Here is a 16557-nt window from a genome sequence, read left to right on the forward strand (position 1 = left end):
TCTGGCGATTGTTCGGCTGATGAAAGGCCGAACCCAGGATGAAAGCCCCCTCCAACGGCGTGATGCGTCTGCCTTGGCTGGGTTGATCCTTCTGGGCGGGATCGTCGGGCCCGTTGCCCTGGTTCACGGCCTGGCGCGGTTACCAGCCGCATCGAGTTCACTGTTGCTCAACCTTGAGACCGTCTTCACCCTGGCCATCGCTGTTCTGGTGGGGCGTGAACATCTCGGCAAACGCGGCGCTGCGGCAGCAGCGCTCACCATCGCTGGGGCCATCGTTCTTTCGGATGGATCACTCGGCGGTGTCAATGCCACCGGAGCTGCCCTGATCGCTCTGGCGACCCTGGCCTGGGGGATCGACAACAACCTCAGCCAACGCCTGAGTCTGCGCGATCCGATTCAGATTGCCACCGTCAAGGCACTGGGTGCATCGCTGCCCATGCTCGTTCTTGCCTGGGTCCTGGGGCATCCCTTTCCACCTGCCACCGTCTGCGCGGCCTTGCTGCTTGTCGGTGCACTGGGCTACGGCCTTTCGATCTGGCTGGATCTCCTGGCGTTGCGGGATCTGGGTGCAGCGCGGGAAGCCGTGATCTTTTCCACAGCGCCTTTTGTGGGCGCCTTGTTTGCGCTTGTGGTGCTGCGTGATTCCTTCACGCTGAACCTGAGTGTTGCCGCCGGATTGATGGGGTCAGGCGTCGTTCTATTGCTGAGGGAAGAACACAGCCACTGGCATCAGCATCATGCGCTGCGCCACGACCATCGCCACTGCCATGACCTAGCAGCAGGCGATCTCCACCACGAGCACGAGCACAGCCCGCAGGAGCTCGAGGGGATGGACACCGATCACCCCTTCTGGCATGCCCATGAACACGAGCATTCCCAAACCGCCCATGCACACCCGCATGTGAGCGATGTTCACCACAGGCATCCACATTGAACAAGCACCATGCCACCAGAAACCCCCGAGCAATGCCCGAGGGTCAAGGGTGAATCACCATTCCAATGGCAATGATCGGTCGAAGCTGCTGGCGTTGGCACCTGGGGCCGAACGTTCCAGGTGTGGGTTGCTTTGATCTCCTGGGGCACCTGTGGCGGCGCAAACGGAGTGTCGATCAGTCAGGCGTACAGAGTGAGGCGGCTTTTGATGCCCTTCCTCGACATGCCCGGCTGAACGACCCGCCCACGGTTGGGTGAAGACTGTTGGAGCAGGGGCCGTAGGTCAGCGTGGCTTCTATTGATGCTGAGGCGGAGTGTCAGCCATCGGTGGCTCCTCCTTGTGTTGGTCTCTCCAGATTCACTGACCCTGCGGGCATCTGCAATCCGAGTAAGCACCCATTGCCTCGCGGTCGCTGGTGCACAAGAGTTGAGGGTTGGACAGTGGATTGCGGACGGAACCCTTCTGGGTTGTTTCCTCGTCCCGCATGGACTTTTTCAAGCGTCTCGTTCTTGGTGCCAGGGCTCTACTGCCCCTGGTCACCCCCCATCTCCCCCAGGCCTCGGCGCCTTGTCAGCACACCCTCGAGGCCTTCGAGCAGGGTGACTGGCTCGCTGAGCTGGACCTACTGCAATTGGGTCAGAGCTTGCAGCTCAAGGCACTGCGCTGCGGCGGCTACGACGGCCATGCCTTTGACCTGATGGTCGCCATCGCCGATGTACTGGAGGCCGATCACGGCTGGAATTTTGAGCAATCGGAGGCCTGGCTGACGCGGATGGGGCTGTGGGAGGAGGAAATCTAGACCTCGTCTTGACTGCCTCTGCCCCGCGCGCGTCAAGGTCCATTCGCGTCCAATCTCGCTGTGATCGCAATTCCTTTCTTTTGACGTTTGGCTGGTCTCCGTGCGCTGATGGGTCGGTGCTTGTTCTGAGGTGGTGGTTGGCTGAGGTTCCTGATGCAATGGCACCACACATCAGTGTGGAAAACCAAATGCCGGCCGATCTCTTCGACGCGATGGTTTCTTTCATTGAGCGCCACCCCCATGTGATCAATACCGGCTGATGCAATCGGCCGTTTCCGGATTCCTCTTTCAGCAGGGCTGCCAAGAGAACCCGGTCGTGCGTCACTACCTCGACGGGCTCTTCCGCAAGCCAGATGAAGTCACCCGTTAGCCCGCTGAGGTCGATACCAGACCCGCCGCTTTCAGCTTGCGGGCCATCTCCAGAAGATCCGGTGTGATGTCATCCGGTAGCGCCACTGGTGCGGTGTGGGACTGGATCGCGTTCACCGCCACCCCCTGACCTCTGCGTCGCTGCAGCGCTTCCTTACGCCGACTGGAGCTCAGCCAGCGGAGATAGATGCGGCGATGCACATCCACGCCATGGCCCATCCAGGTGGCCATGTCGTCGTCAAAAGCCTCCGCTGTCTCGACCGAGGTGGCACAGCGAATGGCGTAGGCGTGACGCAGGTCATACGGCCGAACCCAATCCATCCCTTCTCCGTCCGCGATCGGGGCCCAAAGCTTCTGCAGACCCTTCCGCTGGAATTCCTTGTAGAGGGAGTTGGAGACGGCCACATTGTTCACGGCGATTTTCACGCCGGAGACCTCGGCAAAGCGCACCGTCCAGCGCGCATTGAGCTGGCCGTGGACGTGCTCCCAGTTCTCCCTTAGGCCGTAGCGCTCCACCCAGGCCTCCGGGACTGCCGGCGCGAAATGCTCGCCGGTCTTCGTCTTCATGTCGCCGGGAATGCTGATCCATCCCTGGCTATCGATGCCCTCGGCGTGCCAGAGCTCGTGGGGACGGAGGCCGTAGGTGGCGATACAGCCGAACACCCATTGGTGAAATGGCTCCAGGCGGTCCAGCCAGTGCTGGAGGTCCTCATCAGTCGGAATGACCCGAACCCGCATTGAGGACGCCTTGCGGATCTTCTCCGCGGCCCCTTTGGGTCGCATGTCTCTGAGGCGTTGCAGCTCGGCCGTCAGGTCCATCTGCCCACTGCGATGAATCTGGGAGAGCGTCTCGATTCGACGGTTGAAGCTCTTGAGCTGGAGGCGTGGGTCGTGTTCCAGCACCCAGGCCTGAAGTCGCCTGGCTTCGACGGGGCCTCTGAACTGGGCAATCCGCTTGCGCAGATCATTGATGGAGTGGGCCCGGCTGCCCTCTTTGCAGATCCGAAGCTTGATATCGGCAATGCAGGCCTCCGCCAGCTCGGACCAGTCAGGCCCGCTGGAAACAGTTCGGTGGCTCTGTGGCGTCGGCCAGCTGCCTTGCCGATGGCCCTGGATGCATAGGTCGCGTGCTTCCTCGATGTCGTCTCGACTGCACCAGCGCTTCGGCTTGAGCGAGAACTCGTTGACCTTACGACCGCCTTCCATCTCGCGTACGTAGATGTATGGGCTGGCTGCATGCCTACGCAGCCGGAAGCGCGAGTGGCGGATCTTCAGCTCATGGACGCACTGTTCCCAGAAGGGGGCAGGTTGCAAACCGGTCTCACTCATGGCTCGGGTGCGCCGCAGGACCCTGTGAGTGTTCCCCAGAAACGTGCTGAGTAGTCAGCACGTTTTGGCTACAAGCAGCCCCAAGTCGTCACAAGTGGCTCAGAATGGTCCCGGCTGTGGAATCCCTGAAAACCCAGTCCCAGACAGCAAAAAGCCCCGCCGAAGCGAGGCAATAAGCGATGGCTCGGGGGAGACTTGAACTCCCGACCTTGGGGTTATGAATCCCACGCTCTAACCAGCTGAGCTACCGAGCCGTGTCAGCCGATACTTTAAACGATCACTGGTTGCGCTCAGGCGCGACGAGACGGTAGGAAAGCCATGGGATCTGAAGCCGCTCCTCCCGGTTGGCGAATCTCGAAATGCAGGTGAGGGCCGGTACTCCTCCCTGTGCTTCCCATGAGCGAGATGGTGGCGCCCTGAGGAATGACTTGCCCCTTGCGCACGATTAAACGACTGTTGTGGGCGTAGCGCGTCGATGTGCCATCTCCGTGGGAGAGCTCAACGAGGTAGCCGTACCCACTGCTCCATCCTGAAAACACCACGACACCGTCTTTGGCAGCCTGAATCGGAGTGCCCACATTGTTGGCGATATCGATTCCTTTGTGCATGCGGCCCCAGCGCCATCCATAGCCGGAGGTAAAGACTCCTTTGGTGGGCCAAATGAAGGACTGCTTAGCCATGGGCTTGCGGTCCGCACCCGGCAGTCCGGGAAGTTCCGGCCAGCTCGCGCCACCGGAAACACTGGGACGGATCGCTAACAGCTGGCGAGGTGCTGCTTCTGCCACGCGAATCTGTGATCCGACGACAAGACGCGCAAGGTCGAGACCAGGATTGAGTTTGCGTAGTTCGGTGGTCGTCAGCCCATGTTTTCGAGCGATCGAGGCAAACGATTCCCCATCACGCACTTTGATCTCAGCCACCGCGGCAGGCGGGGCGGTGAGTGGAGCCGTACGTCGTACGGAAAAGCGATCGAGGGCAGTGCTGTTGTTGAGCTGAGCTTCCACACGGTTCGGGAGCATCAGCCACTGACCAAGACCGAATGAGCTCTCGATCCCTTTTTCATTCAGCTGTGCAAGGGTTTGGGCAGGTAGCCCGACTTCAGCGGCAAGAGCCTCGAGGCTGATCTCGGATTTGGTCTGGATCCAAAAATGGCTTTGAACTGCCGGCAGAGCTGCAAGCAGGAGTTGTTGGTCCGAACTGGCGCGATCACTGTCAGCGAAGCCAGGCTGATGACCCAGAACCACAAGGCCGATCACCGGAAGCGCTGAAGCTGTGGTGAGAGCCAGCAGGGGCTTCATACAGAATGCAAGCAAGGACACCCCCGGAGAAGCCGCCACGACCCGGAGTCCGGCTGAAGGTAACGGCTGGAACAGTCCTCGGCAAGGGTGCGTAGATCAGCCTGTGAATCACCACAGCCCCAGCTGAAGTCCAGCATGAAAGCTCACAAGTGCTGCAGCGACTGAAAGGTTGAGGCTTCTCACCTGTTCACCGCCCGGCATTGGAATCGTGCAGATTTCATGACATTGATCTCGGATTGCCCCGGGCAGCCCGGAATCCTCGCGACCAAACAGCAGGATGTCTCCCCTCTGGAAGTGCATCTCAGGCAAGGTCCTGCCGCCGTGGCGACTGCAACCAATTAAGCGGTGCCCATCCATTGGTAGCGACCTCAGGAATGCAGCGAGATTCGGGTAGATGCTGAGCTGCACGTGGGGCCAGTAATCAAGCCCTGCACGCTTGAGGTATCGATCCTCCAGGCTGAAGCCGAGTGGTTCGATCAAGGCGAGCGGGAGCTGAAACGCTGCACACGTGCGGGCGATATTGCCGGTATTCGGTGGAATCTGGGGTTCAAATAGAGCCACTTGCAATGGGGGCTTAGGTTCGGCGCCGTTCATGGAACCTTCACCCCAAAGCGATGGAGATCCAAGGCACGCCCTTGCACCACGAGCCAGCTTTGCCTGGATCGACGCTCCAGCTCCTGGGCAAGCCAGCCAAGACGATCCCGGAACAAGCCTCCTACCGCAGTGGCAGGAACCACTCCCCAACCGGTCTCCTCAATGACGATCACCACGGGGCGACTGCGCTGCTGCAGGCTGTTGCACAGCGACTCACAAAGGGCGGTCCATTCTTGATCGGTTGACTCAAGGTTTGAGGCGACAAATCCACCCAGGGAGTCGATGAGGAGCGACTGTTCTGGGTCGGTCTGATTGAGGACTGATGCAAGATCAGCGCCGCACTCGACCAGCCTCCAGTGCTCTGGTCTGCGTTGCCGGTGAATGACGATCCGTTGTTGCCAGGAGTGATCGTTGGGTCTGCTTTCGGATGTGGCGAGATAGGTCACCGATGGTTCCTGGCTGATCAGGTGTTCTGCCCAGCGGCTTTTCCCGCCCCGAGATGGCCCGCTGACCAGCACAAGATGATTTGGTTCAGCCACCACCATTCATTCCCCGCAGGGTCGCCACAGAGGAGGGACTGACGCGGTTGAGGTATCGGAAAATCCAATATTTAAAGATGGTCGCAAGAATCACAGGGAAGGTGGCGATAAAGAGGAGGATGAAATTATCTCGTGCTGGGAATCCGAAATGATTGGCAATTCCATCGAGTAGCACTGTCCATCCTTCGGGGCTGTGAAATCCGACAAAGATATCTGTGAACAGGATGATTGCAAACGCTTTGGCTGAGTCGCTGAGGCCATAAACGGCTTCATCAAAGAAACCTCGCAGAACTCTGAGCTCTTCTCTGCTCACTACGCAAACGACGACGAATGCGATCAGAGCAGCTAGATCAGATAGAACATTTTTAACGGCATGGGTGCTCTCAGAATCGGCTTCATCCTTTAGTTCCTCGGCTTTTACCGCAAGCGCCTGTTGTAATTCTTCCTGGCTTGGAATTGCTTTGCCTCGTAACAGTGCATCAAACTCAATCTCTGCTTTATAAACCCTCAGTTTCTCAACTGCTTGTTCCTCAAGTTGGGGTTTTGGGTAGCTGAGAAAAGGCAAGTCTGGGGCATAACGGTCCACCATCGGGCTAATGATGTATGTCCGACTGACCTGTTGAATCAGCAAAGGCACCAGGATCAGTAACAACAGCACCTTGAGGGAGATCAGCGTCGAATCCCTCCTTCGGCGGAATCCTGCCACCAAAGTTGCTTCAGCTGTGGGATCCAGTTGACGTCTTACGGTGTCAACCACGCCAAGTAATGACCTCGGCAGCGGATCGGGAGCCCGACTCATCGTTGGAGCTGAAGCCGTGCGCCTGGGGGTGTACCGATTAACAACACTTTCAATCAGCTGAAGCTGGCGCAGTTCTTGCATGTCCAGCTGGCCCCTCTGTGATTCGAGGCTGTCGAGCGTTGTGCGACAGACATTCAGAGCTGCTTTGAACTTTCGCAGGATGGTTGCCTGCACCGAGCGTGGTACGGAGAGCTCAAGCTCAGTTCGTATGGGGCGATCACCGTAGTACTCCAGTTCAAGGCTCTGGATCAGCAGGGCTGCCTCGTAGCCCCTGTCCAGATCACTATTGAGGTCGCGGGCATTGGCCTGACCGAATGTGCTGATCCAGTTGCGCATCGCCATGGTTTGCGTTGTTCAGCGAGAGAAAACCCACCAGGTGGCCATCGGCACGATGGTTCCCACCACCAGCAAGACAATCACCCAAGTGAAAGCATTGCTTTCTTCGGTTTCTTCCTTTGTCGGAATGTTGGTCGGCAGAGTTGTCCGTTCCACTTCAACCGGTGGGCCTGGGTCTTCGCCACCGTTGAGGACCACGTCAAGGCGATCGATGCCATCCAGACTGGCTTGCCGATAGCGGTCACCATCCCGCAGCGGCTGACTCATGGTGGTGCGTCCGGTGCTACGCAGCAGCTCCGCAGGAAGCCTGCTGGAGAGTGCAGAGTCCGCCACCACAGCGGCCTGTTTGTTCTGGGCTTCGATCAACATCAGCAGAAGAGGGGCTTCGCCTGCTGGGCCACTCCAGCGTTCGAGGAGCTGCTCACCGAAGGAGTTCAGGGTGAGACCGTAGTCAAGGCGGCGCACAGTGATCAGACGGGCATCGAGACGCTGTTGATCGAGCTCTTGGAGCCTGGCATTCAGCTCTGTTCGGCTCGATCGGCTCAACACCTCTGCTCCGTCAAGGACCGGATCTGAGGGGCGGACCGATGGGAAATCAACGGGTGCAACAGCCAGGGCCGCCGGGACGAGCAGCCACAAGGACAGGCAGGTAGCCGAAAGAACGGCTAGGAGCTTCGAGATCCTCAGCATGCGTTGGTGCCAGATGGGGGCAGTCTGCCGTTAGGAGAGCAGGCTGTCGCGATTCAGGGCCATGATCGCCTCAACAATGCCATTGGCGCGCGAATCGGGTATGTCCACTTTGCGAGTCAGGGTCTCGAGAAAGGCGGTTTCTGCTGGATCGACAGAGCGGTCGGCATGGACCAATTGCGTGGCCAGGGCCAGGGCGGTTTCCTGTTGCTCCAGATTCAATTGGGGCAACGCCTGATCGACAAGCTGTTCGAGGCCTTGCTCGCGCAACACAGCCAAAAGCCCGTCAAAGAGGCCAGCCATCTCGGATTCGCTGTTGTTTTTATAAGGCGTTCGATGTTCAAGATGGCGACGCAGGGCGTGCGCCTCGTCTCTTCCCAGCACACCGTCACAAGCCACAGCTCCAAGAGCGACGGCAGCAAACGCTTCGGCCTCGGTCATTACCGCTGGTGTGATCTGCCCCATTTGAGCAAGAGTGCAGCGATCTGACAGCAGCCACGACACCACCCATGCCACCAGCCGCCCGAATCAGCCTTTCTGCCGGACTGTTGGTGCTTCTGATGGCTGCTGTTAATGCAACGACTGCGCCGTCCATTCAGCCGAGCCTTGAGCGGGCTGAGGTGCTGGCGGGATTGGCAGGTGTAGGTCTCATGCTTGTGGCGGTCCTCTGGACCAGAGCGGTGCCTAAAGCTCCTGAGGCAGTTGCTCTTGAAGGGGATCAGTCCTTCTGTCTTGTGGATGGGCTGCCGGATCCAGTTCGCCTGGAGTTGGCCTGGGGGAGCCAACTGCTCCTCACCGCCACATCAGCAGCCACGATTCTTGTCTACTGGGATGGGAAGGTGCTGATGAGACGTGGATTGATCTGCAGCACCCCGTTTAAGCCAGGCACGATCTGTGACCGCTCCACGGAGCAGGGCCAGTTGATTTCTCTTGTGAAAACCGCCTTGTACCCAGGGCGCACGGAATTCGATTCTGTGCTTCCCGATCTACCGGCTGTGATGGTTCAGCCTCTTGAAGCCAGAGGCTGGGTGGTGCTTGGAGGCTGGTCAGAGCGCTGCTTCAGCCGTTCCGATGAGCGTTGGTTCAGTGGATGGTGTGAGCGGCTCAGAATGACACTGGTGCAGGCTGGCGAGTCTTCTCTGTTGACCGAGAGCGACCCTCATCCAGGCTGAGTTCTGAACGGACTTTGTCTCCCGGTGCAGAGAAGATAACGGTGCCTTTCCGACCCACTTTGCCTCTGAGAACCTGGCTGCGGGTGACTTGGTTGTTGCTCTTTCTGCGGAGCACAACGTTCCCCTTGGCCAGAACAGCATCGTTACTCCAGTTCCATTCACAGTGATCGGCTTCGAGTTGCTCGCCGGGTTGCTGAAGTCTGCAGTCCTGACTGACCTTCACCGTGCTTTTTTTCAGGTCGACAAGGAAACCACGACCTTCGATATTGGATCGGTCGAGGCGACCGTCGAAGGGGCTTTCGCTGCTCAGGGTCTCCTTCTTGAAGTTCCATCGGGTTGTGAGGGCGTTCAAAAGGCCTTTGCGTTTCGGAAACTGCACCCGCACTGGTTCGATCAGATCGATCAATCCCTCCTTGGTATTGCCCGACAATCGGCTGGCTTGGAGTTGTTGAAGAGTGTCTTGCTTCTCGCGTCGCTGGCCAAGAACAGGACCCTGGGCTTGCAGTGCACCATCACCGAGATTCCAGATCGCTTTTTGGGTGCGGAGCACGCTGTTGGGATTGACGCCGGGCTTCCTCGCTTGGCCCCACTGCTCGAGCTGCACGACACCCATGAGGGTGAGATCTTGGCTGTCTTGTTGTAGCTGAGCACTGCTGGCACGGAGTCGATTGCTCTGGTCATCGGCCTGGGGGCGCTGGTCGATCACCAGCAGGGAGCGCCCGGGGGTCCAGCGGAGGCGATCTCCACGGATCAACACCTTTTGGCCCGTGAGCTGTTGAAGTTGCACATCCCCTTCCAGCAAGACCTCTTGGCCATCGTTGAAGACAACTGCGGTCTGAGCTTTGATCGTGAAGGTCGGTTTGTTCTTGTTGTAAAGCAAGCCTGAGGGATTTCGGGCTCGCACAAGTCGGCGACTGAATTCGTAGCGAGCTTCCGGACTGTTTAGGTCCCAGTCCCTTGAACCATCTGCTTTTTTCTGCCGCAGTTCCAGCGAACGGAATACAAACGGAGGCGCGGCAGGAGCTGCGCTGTCATCGGTGGATTCACAGCCGCACAGCACGACAGAGATCAGAACGATCCCTCCAGCCAGCCGAAGACCCGGTGTTGGTCTCATCAGAGTGGTCCGTCCAGTTCGAGTCGGGCCATGACCGGTTGCGGTTGAGGGAGAGCGGATCCGCAGCGCAGCTTGCCCCAGATCAGCTCGCTCTTCCAGCGTGTTGGAGGGGCATCGAAGCCCAGTTGGGCAAGAATCCTGGCGCTGAGGTCTGGAACGAGGGGTGAGAGGAGGAGGCCGACGAGCCGACTGCACTCGAGAACGGCATACAGATCGGCCCCCACGATGGTTTCCTGCCCTGGTTGTTTCATTCGACTCCAAGGAGCCTGTTCATTCAGGAAGCCATTAGCGCTGATGGCCAATCCGAGAATGGCTTCGCACGCTTCCTGAAAGCGAAGCTCAGGCATGGATTGATGCACGGTCTGAATCACCGTCTCCGCTTGGGCTTTGAGGGGATGGTCCGCGAGGGCCTCCGGCTCGATCGGTGGTACGGCATCGCTGAACCACTTACGGGCCATTGATGCGGTGCGATTCAGCAGATTACCGATCGTGTTAGCGAGATCGTTATTTACCAAGTCACTGAATCGCTGTTGCTGGAAATCTCCGTCTTCACCGAATTGAATGTCGCGAAGCAGGTACCAACGCACGGCATCACTACCGCAGCGTTCCAGCAGCACATCGGGATCCAGCACGTTCCCCAGTGACTTGCCCATTTTCTGGCCTTCTCGCGTCAGAAAACCGTGGCCGAACACGCGTTTGGGAACCGGCAGGCCCGCCGACATCAGCATGGCCGGCCAATACACGGCGTGAAAGCGAAGAATGTCCTTGCCAATCACTTGAACGTCTGCAGGCCAACCCACGCTCTCCAGGCGTTCCAGGTCAATGGCGCCACCATCGTCGAGCAGGGCGGTGAGGTAACCAAGCAGAGCGTCAAACCACACGTAGAACGTGTGGCCCTCATGCCCGGGGACCGGTAGTCCCCAGGAGACATTGACTCTGGAGATTGAAAAGTCGCGAAGGCCTCCCGCCACGAAATTCTGAATTTCTTTGCGGCGGCTGGCTGGTGCGATGAACTCTGGCTGCTGAATCAGCTTTTCGATCCTCTCCTGGAAATTGGAGAGGCAGAAAAAGAGATTTTCTTCATCGCGCCATTCCAGTGGCTTCTGATGGGTTGGACAGCAGGGGTCCTTGGCGTTGGCAGGATCGTCCTTGAATTCTTCGCAACCCACGCAATACCAACCGGTCTGGCGGCCGCTACGGATATCCCCGGCCGCCTCACAGCGAGCGAAAAACGCTTGAACCAGGGGGCGATGACGGTCTGCCGTCGTGCGCACAAAGCGATCGTTACTGATCCCCCACTGCCGCCAGGCCTCCTGGTAGCGGGCGGTGATTCGATCACAGTGGTCCTGGGGGGCGATTCCTTGTTCGCTCGCCGTTCGCTGAATCTTTTGGCCATGCTCGTCAACGCCGGTGATGAAGACCACCTCTTGACCTTCCAGGCGCTGATAACGGGCTAGAGCATCACAGGCAATCGTCGTGTAAGTGCTGCCGAGATGGGGCTTGTCGTTGACGTAATAAAGCGGAGTTGTGAGGCTGTAGGTCATCGCTTCGGCGGTCACTCCTGGCCTCAGGCTTGACGCTGGATCCTAACGACCGCTCCTCGCCGCATCTTTTGCGAAGGTTCTCCCCATGGCCTCTCCTGAGCAGCTTGATCCCTCACTCCAGATCTGGCTCGCGGCCCTGCACCAACTGGCTCTGGCCGATGGTGATTTTGACGCCGTAGAACGGCGCATGCTCGCCGAGCACCTCTCGGAAACCCTGCCGGAATCGGCACTCGACTGGGAGGCGATGGGGCCGGTGAACGATGCTGATTTGGCGCGGCTTCTCGCGGCAGATCCCACCGTCGCGGAACAGTTCCTGCGCACCGCCGTGGTGGTAGCCCTTGCCGATGGCCATCTCAGCCGCGCAGAACTCGATCTGTTGCAGCACTGGGCCGAGTTGCTCGGCTGTGATCAGGCGCCGCTGGCGGGCCTGCAACCCTGCATCGACCATCTCAGCGATGACGACTGGCATCCTTTGGAACCGCTCAAGCACTGGCTTGATGAACTTGATCCTTCCGATCCGCGGGTGGCCGGATTCATCGTCAATCTGATCCCCTCTCAGTGCCCGTTTGAACGCGACATCGTCCTATTCGGCCACAAGCTGGTGCACATCCCGCCGATGTGCAAACTGAATCCTCTTTACGACCAACTCGTGGGACTTCGCTTCCGCTGCCTCGGCCATCTTTCGCAAGAACAGCAGTTGCGCATCTGCCGCAAGGATTCCGCCCAGGCATGAGCGCCTCCCTCGATACGTTCGACGTGCTCGTGTGGGGGGGCGGCACCGGTGGTGCGGCCGCTGCCATCCAGTCCGCTCGTGGCGGTGCCTCCACCCTTCTACTGACCCCAGGCAGTTGGCTCGGGGGAATGGTGAGTGCTGCTGGGGTGTGCTGCCCCGATGGCAATGAGCTCACCCCCTGGCAGACGGGACTATGGGGTGCCTTTCTGCGGGAGTTGGAGCGTCGTGAACCGGACGGGCTTGATCACAACTGGGTGAGCTGCTTTGGCTACCGCCCGACCACGGCGGAGCAGATCCTCCAGGACTGGGTGGCCGCTGAGCCCAAGCTTCTCTGGTGGCCCCGTTGCCGCTTGCTGGAGGTCGAGCGCCAGCACTCCTTGATCACGGCGGTGCGCGTTGACGTCGACGGAGAGCAACGACGGGTGGGCTGTCACGTGGTGATCGATGGCAGCGATCGGGGGGATCTGCTCCCCTTGGCGGAGGCGCCTTTCCGCCTTGGCTGGGAGGCGCAGGAGCAATGGGGTGAGCCGAGTGCCCCAAGCCGCCAACGGCTAGCAACGGAGCCTTTTTTCCAAGAGCAACCGGTGCAATCCCCCACCTGGGTGGTGATGGGCCAGTTGCAGAACGCGCACCTGCAGGCGGATCCCGCCCGCGGCATCGATCCTGACGGATGCCCAAAGCTGCCGGCATCGTTCGAACGCGCCTGTGAGGCCTTTGGCCTGGAGCGCACCCTCACCTATGGGCGCCTGCCTGGTGGCTTGGTCATGCTCAACTGGCCTCTGCATGGCAATGATTGGCACTGGGGGCTGGATCGAGCCTTTGGCGGAGATCCACAACAGGAGGCGGAGCTCTATGCCGAAATGCAGGGCCACAGCCTGCGTTTTGCCGAAGCCCTGAAGGAGGTCAGCGGCGGCTGGCTACAGCTTGGCCACGCCTTCCCTGCTGACTCCGGCAGCCCGGCCCCCTGGCTTGCGTCCATGCCCTACTGGCGTGAGGGGAGGCGCATGGTGGGGCGCTCCATGGTGATTGAGCAAGACTTGCTGCCGCTTGGCGAGGGAGCATCGTGTGCTCCTTTACCGCGTGATGCAGTCGGTGCGCTGCAGTCCATCGCTGTGGGCAATTACGCCAATGACCATCACTATCCCGGGCCGGATTGGCCGTTGGCCCCAAAAAGTTGTCGCTGGGGCGGCCGCTGGACGGGAACACCGTTCTGCATTCCTTACGGTGCGCTGGTCAGTGCCGAGATCGATAATCTGCTGGCGGCTGACAAGGCGATTAGCACCAGTCACATGGCCAATGGAGCTACGCGCCTGCAGCCCCTTGTTCTCAATGTGGGCCAGGCGGCAGGCGCTGCTGCGGCGCTGTCTGTCGCTTCGTTGCTCCCACCGGTTGAGTTGTCTGTCCGTCAGCTCCAGACGGTGTTGCTTGATGATCCAGTGGCTCCTTCGGCAGTTGTCCCCCTATGGACGACTCCGTGGCATCACCCCCAATGGCGCGAACGCCAGGAACAGGCCCTCGCTGAGGACTGTGATTGGTCTCGGGGAGGCCAGGATCACCTCGATGCGCTTCCTCTGTCTCTTCCTCCATCGAGCCCCCAGGAGTGTGTTTGGGCTGGACTTTTCAGCCGCGATGGCAGGGGGTGCATGACGTTGACGACCGAGGATGGCCATATCTGGCCGCTCATCACGCTTGAGCCTGGGATGCACCATTGGCTGTCAAGCCTGCAGACCCCCACGGCGCTCAAGCTGATCGGTCGCCCTAATCCCTGGGGTCCTTGGCTGCGCATCTCTGGGCGAGTCAACTAGAAGCCACAAGCTTCAGTTGATCGAGCAGGGAATCCACCTGCTGAACCCGCAGCAGTAATGGTTCACCGGGCTCGGCGTTCGCAGGACAGTCCGCCGCTAGGTCCATGGCCAGCTCCTCGATTCGCACCAGGCCGAGCCGATCCTGGGGGCGGAGCCAGCGCAGAAAATCGGCATGCCACTGCTCGCTGTTGTGAGCTTCAAACCACACCTGTTGCCAGTGACGCTGATCTTCCCGGGAGATCGCGATCCCCTCACGCACTGCACCATCGAAGCTGTTGAGCAGCTCCTGCAGCGCATCTGGATTCAGGGGTACCTCGCCGCTCAGTTGGGCCTGAATTTGACGTTGCACCACCAGATCTCCGTAGCGGCGGATGGGTGATGTGGCTTGGGCATAGGCGGATAAACCCAGGCTGAAGTGGGGAGCTGCTGCGGTGCCCATCAGACCGCGACTGAGGCAGCGCTTGATTGCCGCAAAGCGCACCGCCCCGTCGGGAAGCTCATCCAGTTGTGCAGGTGAAGGAAGATCCGCCGGCAACTGACTGCGGAAGGGCAAGGCCAAGTCGTGCTCCACGCCAAAACGAGCCGCCACCGCCCCGGCCAGGATCATGGCCTCAGCCACCATCAGCCGTGATGGACTTGGTTCGGTGATTTCAACGCTCGGTTGCTCGTCGTTGCGACAGCGGATCCTGCCCTCCGGCAGGTCCATTAACAGCGCTCCATGACGGACCCTCCATAGGCGGCGTCGCTCGAGCAAGTCGTTCAGCTCCGCCAGATCGGCCTCTTCGGGCGGGGCAAAGTCGATCAACTCATCGGCATCCTCATAACTGAGCCGATAGCGCGGGGTTACCCAGCTCCGTTCGATGCCATAGGCCTCGATTTCACCGCTGTCATCCAGCTCTACCCAGGTGCTCCAAGCGGCATTGCGTTGCCCGGCCAGCAAGCTGAACGGACCGGTGGAGAGGATTTCAGGGAACATCGGCAGGATGCCCCTGGCCAAATAAAGGCTGCTGCCCCGTCGTCGTGCCTCCAGATCCAGGGGGGAATCAGGTGCCACCAGGCGTCCGGGATCGGCTACATGGATCCAGATCCGAAGCCTGCCATCGGATCTGCGCTCCAGCGCCAGGCCGTCGTCGATATCGCGGGTGTCGTCATCGTCGATCGTGACGCAGCGCTGGTGGGTGAGATCAAGGCGTTCAGCATCGCCAGGCAGTTGCTGAGCGTGCCTGACCAGCAGGTGTTGAGCTTCTTCTTGAAGCGTTTGGCTGAATCCTTGGCACCAGCTCGTGCCGTCCATACTCATGAGCTGATGGCGGTCCCACTGGCCAAGTGCCGCCAGTAGATGGCGCAGGTCGCCACGATCTTCACCAAGGCGTAGGCGTCGGAGCGATCCCTGTAGGTCTGGATCCAGTGAGTCGAGGCTGCGTTTGCCGGAGGCAAGTTCTTTGATCGCTGCGATCCAGTTTTGATGCGTGGGATCGAGTGTTGCCAATTCAACGGGTTGAGCGAGTTTCAGCAGCTGTCTCCAGCGTTCCTCTCTCCGCTCGATCAGCCTTTGATGCTGTCGCTCACGCCGTCTCATCCGAACATCGCTGAGACTGCGGGCGACCACTCCCTCCTGTTTGAGGCGGAACAGGTCTTGATCCGATTGCAGAGCTAGCCAGCATGCTGCGCGCTGAGCGGCTCCGTCTTCGGGGCACACCAACCCCGCGAATTCGCTCAGCTCAAGCGTCTCGCCGGATTCATGAAGTAAGACCCATGTTTCGCCCCATTCGCGACGCATGGGACGGTGGTTGGCAAGGCTTTGCTCGTCAAATTGCCAAGGAGAAACCCCCAACCTTGGCGGGGCTGATGCTCCGCTAGGCAGGGGGTGAAGGATCTGAATCTGACGGGCTGGAACAACCTGCTCCTTACCGCCAAATCCAACAGAAAGACGTACTTTGCTGCCCTGAATGGATTGAACAACCGCCAACTGAGCTGATTTCTGGTCAGAAATTCCGACCAGATCCCCCTGTTGGCAGGCAGGAACAGCCAGGGATCAACCCTCTGGATTCACAAAAGGCAGAAGCGCCACGATGCGGGCACGTTTCACGGCGTTCGTGAGGTCTCGCTGTTGCTTGGCGGTGAGGCCGGTGAGACGACGGGGAAGGATCTTGCCGCGCTCAGTGATGAATTTCTTGAGCAGGTCCACATCTTTGTAGTCGATGGGATCGCCGGGCTTGATCGGAGAAAGACGCTTCTTGAAGAAGGAGCTGGACATGAATCAGGAACGGTGATGAACGGTGAAGACCTGCAGGGTCACTTGATCTCCTTGTGGGGAGTCGACTTGTTGCAGTGGGGACAGAACTTCTTGATCTCCAGCCGTTCGGTGGTGTTCCGGCGATTCTTCTCGGTGGTGTAGCGGGACACACCGGGAGAGCGCTTGGCGGGATTGGACCGGCATTCGGTGCACTCGAGAGTGATCACGATCCGGACGCCCTTGTTCTTGGCCATAAAGGACGTTGCGCC

The 16557-nt window shown here is 59.6% G+C and carries 19 protein-coding genes and 1 tRNA gene; 7 read left to right on the top strand and 13 right to left on the bottom strand.

Going from position 1 to position 16557, the window contains the following annotated elements; all coding sequences use genetic code 11:
* The 4 genes from CWE17_RS04795 to CWE17_RS12490 form a co-directional block, all read left to right on the top strand.
* Window positions 1-934: DMT family transporter (locus tag CWE17_RS04795; RefSeq protein WP_131455255.1), on the top strand; the 934-nt coding region annotated here is incomplete at its 5' end.
* Between the two features lie 484 nt (window positions 935-1418).
* Window positions 1419-1733, top strand: coding sequence for a hypothetical protein (locus CWE17_RS04800; protein WP_240789248.1), 315 nt, complete (start codon window positions 1419-1421; stop codon window positions 1731-1733).
* Between the two features lie 137 nt (window positions 1734-1870).
* Complete coding sequence (locus tag CWE17_RS12485) at window positions 1871-1993, top strand: hypothetical protein (RefSeq protein ID WP_370318271.1); 123 nt, start codon at window positions 1871-1873, stop codon at window positions 1991-1993.
* The gene (locus CWE17_RS12490) at window positions 1993-2103 is read left to right on the top strand and encodes a DUF2811 domain-containing protein (RefSeq protein ID WP_370318272.1); all 111 of its coding nucleotides are present in this window, start codon (window positions 1993-1995) and stop codon (window positions 2101-2103) included. Before CWE17_RS12485 ends, CWE17_RS12490 begins: the two co-directional genes overlap by 1 nt.
* On the opposite strand, the gene CWE17_RS04810 is transcribed toward CWE17_RS12490, so the two are convergent.
* From CWE17_RS04810 to CWE17_RS04845, 8 genes are all read right to left on the bottom strand, one after another.
* Window positions 2100-3431, bottom strand: a complete 1332-nt coding sequence (locus CWE17_RS04810) for a hypothetical protein (RefSeq protein WP_131455256.1) — start codon at window positions 3429-3431, stop codon at window positions 2100-2102. The two genes, CWE17_RS12490 and CWE17_RS04810, sit on opposite strands and share 4 nt — an antisense overlap.
* Before the next feature lie 180 nt (window positions 3432-3611).
* Window positions 3612-3685 (bottom strand) — tRNA-Met (locus CWE17_RS04815).
* A gap of 36 nt (window positions 3686-3721) precedes the next feature.
* The gene (locus tag CWE17_RS04820; protein WP_370318273.1) at window positions 3722-4768 is read right to left on the bottom strand and encodes a peptidoglycan DD-metalloendopeptidase family protein; all 1047 of its coding nucleotides are present in this window, start codon (window positions 4766-4768) and stop codon (window positions 3722-3724) included.
* A 69-nt stretch (window positions 4769-4837) separates the two neighbouring features.
* Window positions 4838-5323, bottom strand: a complete 486-nt coding sequence (locus CWE17_RS04825; RefSeq protein ID WP_131455258.1) for a tRNA (cytidine(34)-2'-O)-methyltransferase — start codon at window positions 5321-5323, stop codon at window positions 4838-4840.
* Window positions 5320-5868 carry a bifunctional adenosylcobinamide kinase/adenosylcobinamide-phosphate guanylyltransferase gene (gene cobU, locus CWE17_RS04830; RefSeq protein WP_131455259.1) on the bottom strand — a complete coding sequence of 183 codons (549 nt, stop codon included), beginning with the start codon at window positions 5866-5868 and terminating at the stop codon, window positions 5320-5322. The genes CWE17_RS04825 and cobU overlap by 4 nt, the downstream gene beginning before the upstream one ends.
* Window positions 5855-7003, bottom strand: a complete 1149-nt coding sequence (gene pxcA, locus CWE17_RS04835; RefSeq protein ID WP_131455260.1) for a proton extrusion protein PcxA — start codon at window positions 7001-7003, stop codon at window positions 5855-5857. The genes cobU and pxcA overlap by 14 nt, the downstream gene beginning before the upstream one ends.
* A 12-nt stretch (window positions 7004-7015) precedes the next feature.
* Window positions 7016-7687: a photosystem II repair protein Psb32 gene (psb32, locus tag CWE17_RS04840; RefSeq protein ID WP_131455261.1), complete on the bottom strand. Its 672-nt coding sequence runs from the start codon at window positions 7685-7687 to the stop codon at window positions 7016-7018.
* Between the two features lie 30 nt (window positions 7688-7717).
* The gene (locus CWE17_RS04845; protein ID WP_131455561.1) at window positions 7718-8125 is read right to left on the bottom strand and encodes a tellurite resistance TerB family protein; all 408 of its coding nucleotides are present in this window, start codon (window positions 8123-8125) and stop codon (window positions 7718-7720) included.
* 68 nt (window positions 8126-8193) lie between these two features.
* Between CWE17_RS04845 and CWE17_RS04850 the strand changes: the two genes are divergently transcribed.
* Window positions 8194-8856: a cofactor assembly of complex C subunit B gene (locus tag CWE17_RS04850; RefSeq protein ID WP_131455262.1), complete on the top strand. Its 663-nt coding sequence runs from the start codon at window positions 8194-8196 to the stop codon at window positions 8854-8856.
* Here CWE17_RS04850 and lptC read toward each other — a convergent pair.
* Window positions 8789-9970 carry an LPS export ABC transporter periplasmic protein LptC gene (lptC, locus tag CWE17_RS04855; protein ID WP_131455263.1) on the bottom strand — a complete coding sequence of 394 codons (1182 nt, stop codon included), beginning with the start codon at window positions 9968-9970 and terminating at the stop codon, window positions 8789-8791. The two genes, CWE17_RS04850 and lptC, sit on opposite strands and share 68 nt — an antisense overlap.
* A complete protein-coding gene (locus CWE17_RS04860) occupies window positions 9970-11514 on the bottom strand; it encodes a methionine--tRNA ligase (RefSeq protein ID WP_131455562.1) in 1545 nt (514 codons plus the stop codon). Before CWE17_RS04860 ends, lptC begins: the two co-directional genes overlap by 1 nt.
* An 85-nt stretch (window positions 11515-11599) precedes the next feature.
* Here CWE17_RS04860 and CWE17_RS04865 point away from each other — a divergent pair, with 85 nt between their 5' ends.
* Together CWE17_RS04865 and CWE17_RS04870 are read left to right on the top strand one after the other, a co-directional pair.
* On the top strand, window positions 11600-12247 hold the full coding sequence (locus CWE17_RS04865) for a Mo-dependent nitrogenase C-terminal domain-containing protein (RefSeq protein ID WP_131455264.1): 648 nt from the start codon (window positions 11600-11602) through the stop codon (window positions 12245-12247).
* Complete coding sequence (locus CWE17_RS04870; RefSeq protein ID WP_131455265.1) at window positions 12244-14052, top strand: FAD-dependent oxidoreductase; 1809 nt, start codon at window positions 12244-12246, stop codon at window positions 14050-14052. Before CWE17_RS04865 ends, CWE17_RS04870 begins: the two co-directional genes overlap by 4 nt.
* Here CWE17_RS04870 and CWE17_RS04875 read toward each other — a convergent pair.
* The 3 genes from CWE17_RS04875 to rpmG form a co-directional block, all read right to left on the bottom strand.
* Window positions 14045-15832 carry a ribonuclease catalytic domain-containing protein gene (locus tag CWE17_RS04875; RefSeq protein ID WP_240789249.1) on the bottom strand — a complete coding sequence of 596 codons (1788 nt, stop codon included), beginning with the start codon at window positions 15830-15832 and terminating at the stop codon, window positions 14045-14047. The two genes, CWE17_RS04870 and CWE17_RS04875, sit on opposite strands and share 8 nt — an antisense overlap.
* Window positions 15833-16087: 255 nt before the next feature.
* Entirely contained in the window at window positions 16088-16309 is a 222-nt protein-coding gene (gene rpsR, locus CWE17_RS04880; RefSeq protein WP_006041316.1) for a 30S ribosomal protein S18, read from the bottom strand.
* Between the two features lie 38 nt (window positions 16310-16347).
* Window positions 16348-16542: a 50S ribosomal protein L33 gene (gene rpmG / locus CWE17_RS04885; RefSeq protein ID WP_007102505.1), complete on the bottom strand. Its 195-nt coding sequence runs from the start codon at window positions 16540-16542 to the stop codon at window positions 16348-16350.
* Between the last annotated feature and the right edge of the window lie 15 nt (window positions 16543-16557).

This window comes from Synechococcus sp. BS56D (assembly GCF_004332405.1).
GTDB lineage: Bacteria > Cyanobacteriota > Cyanobacteriia > PCC-6307 > Cyanobiaceae > Synechococcus_C.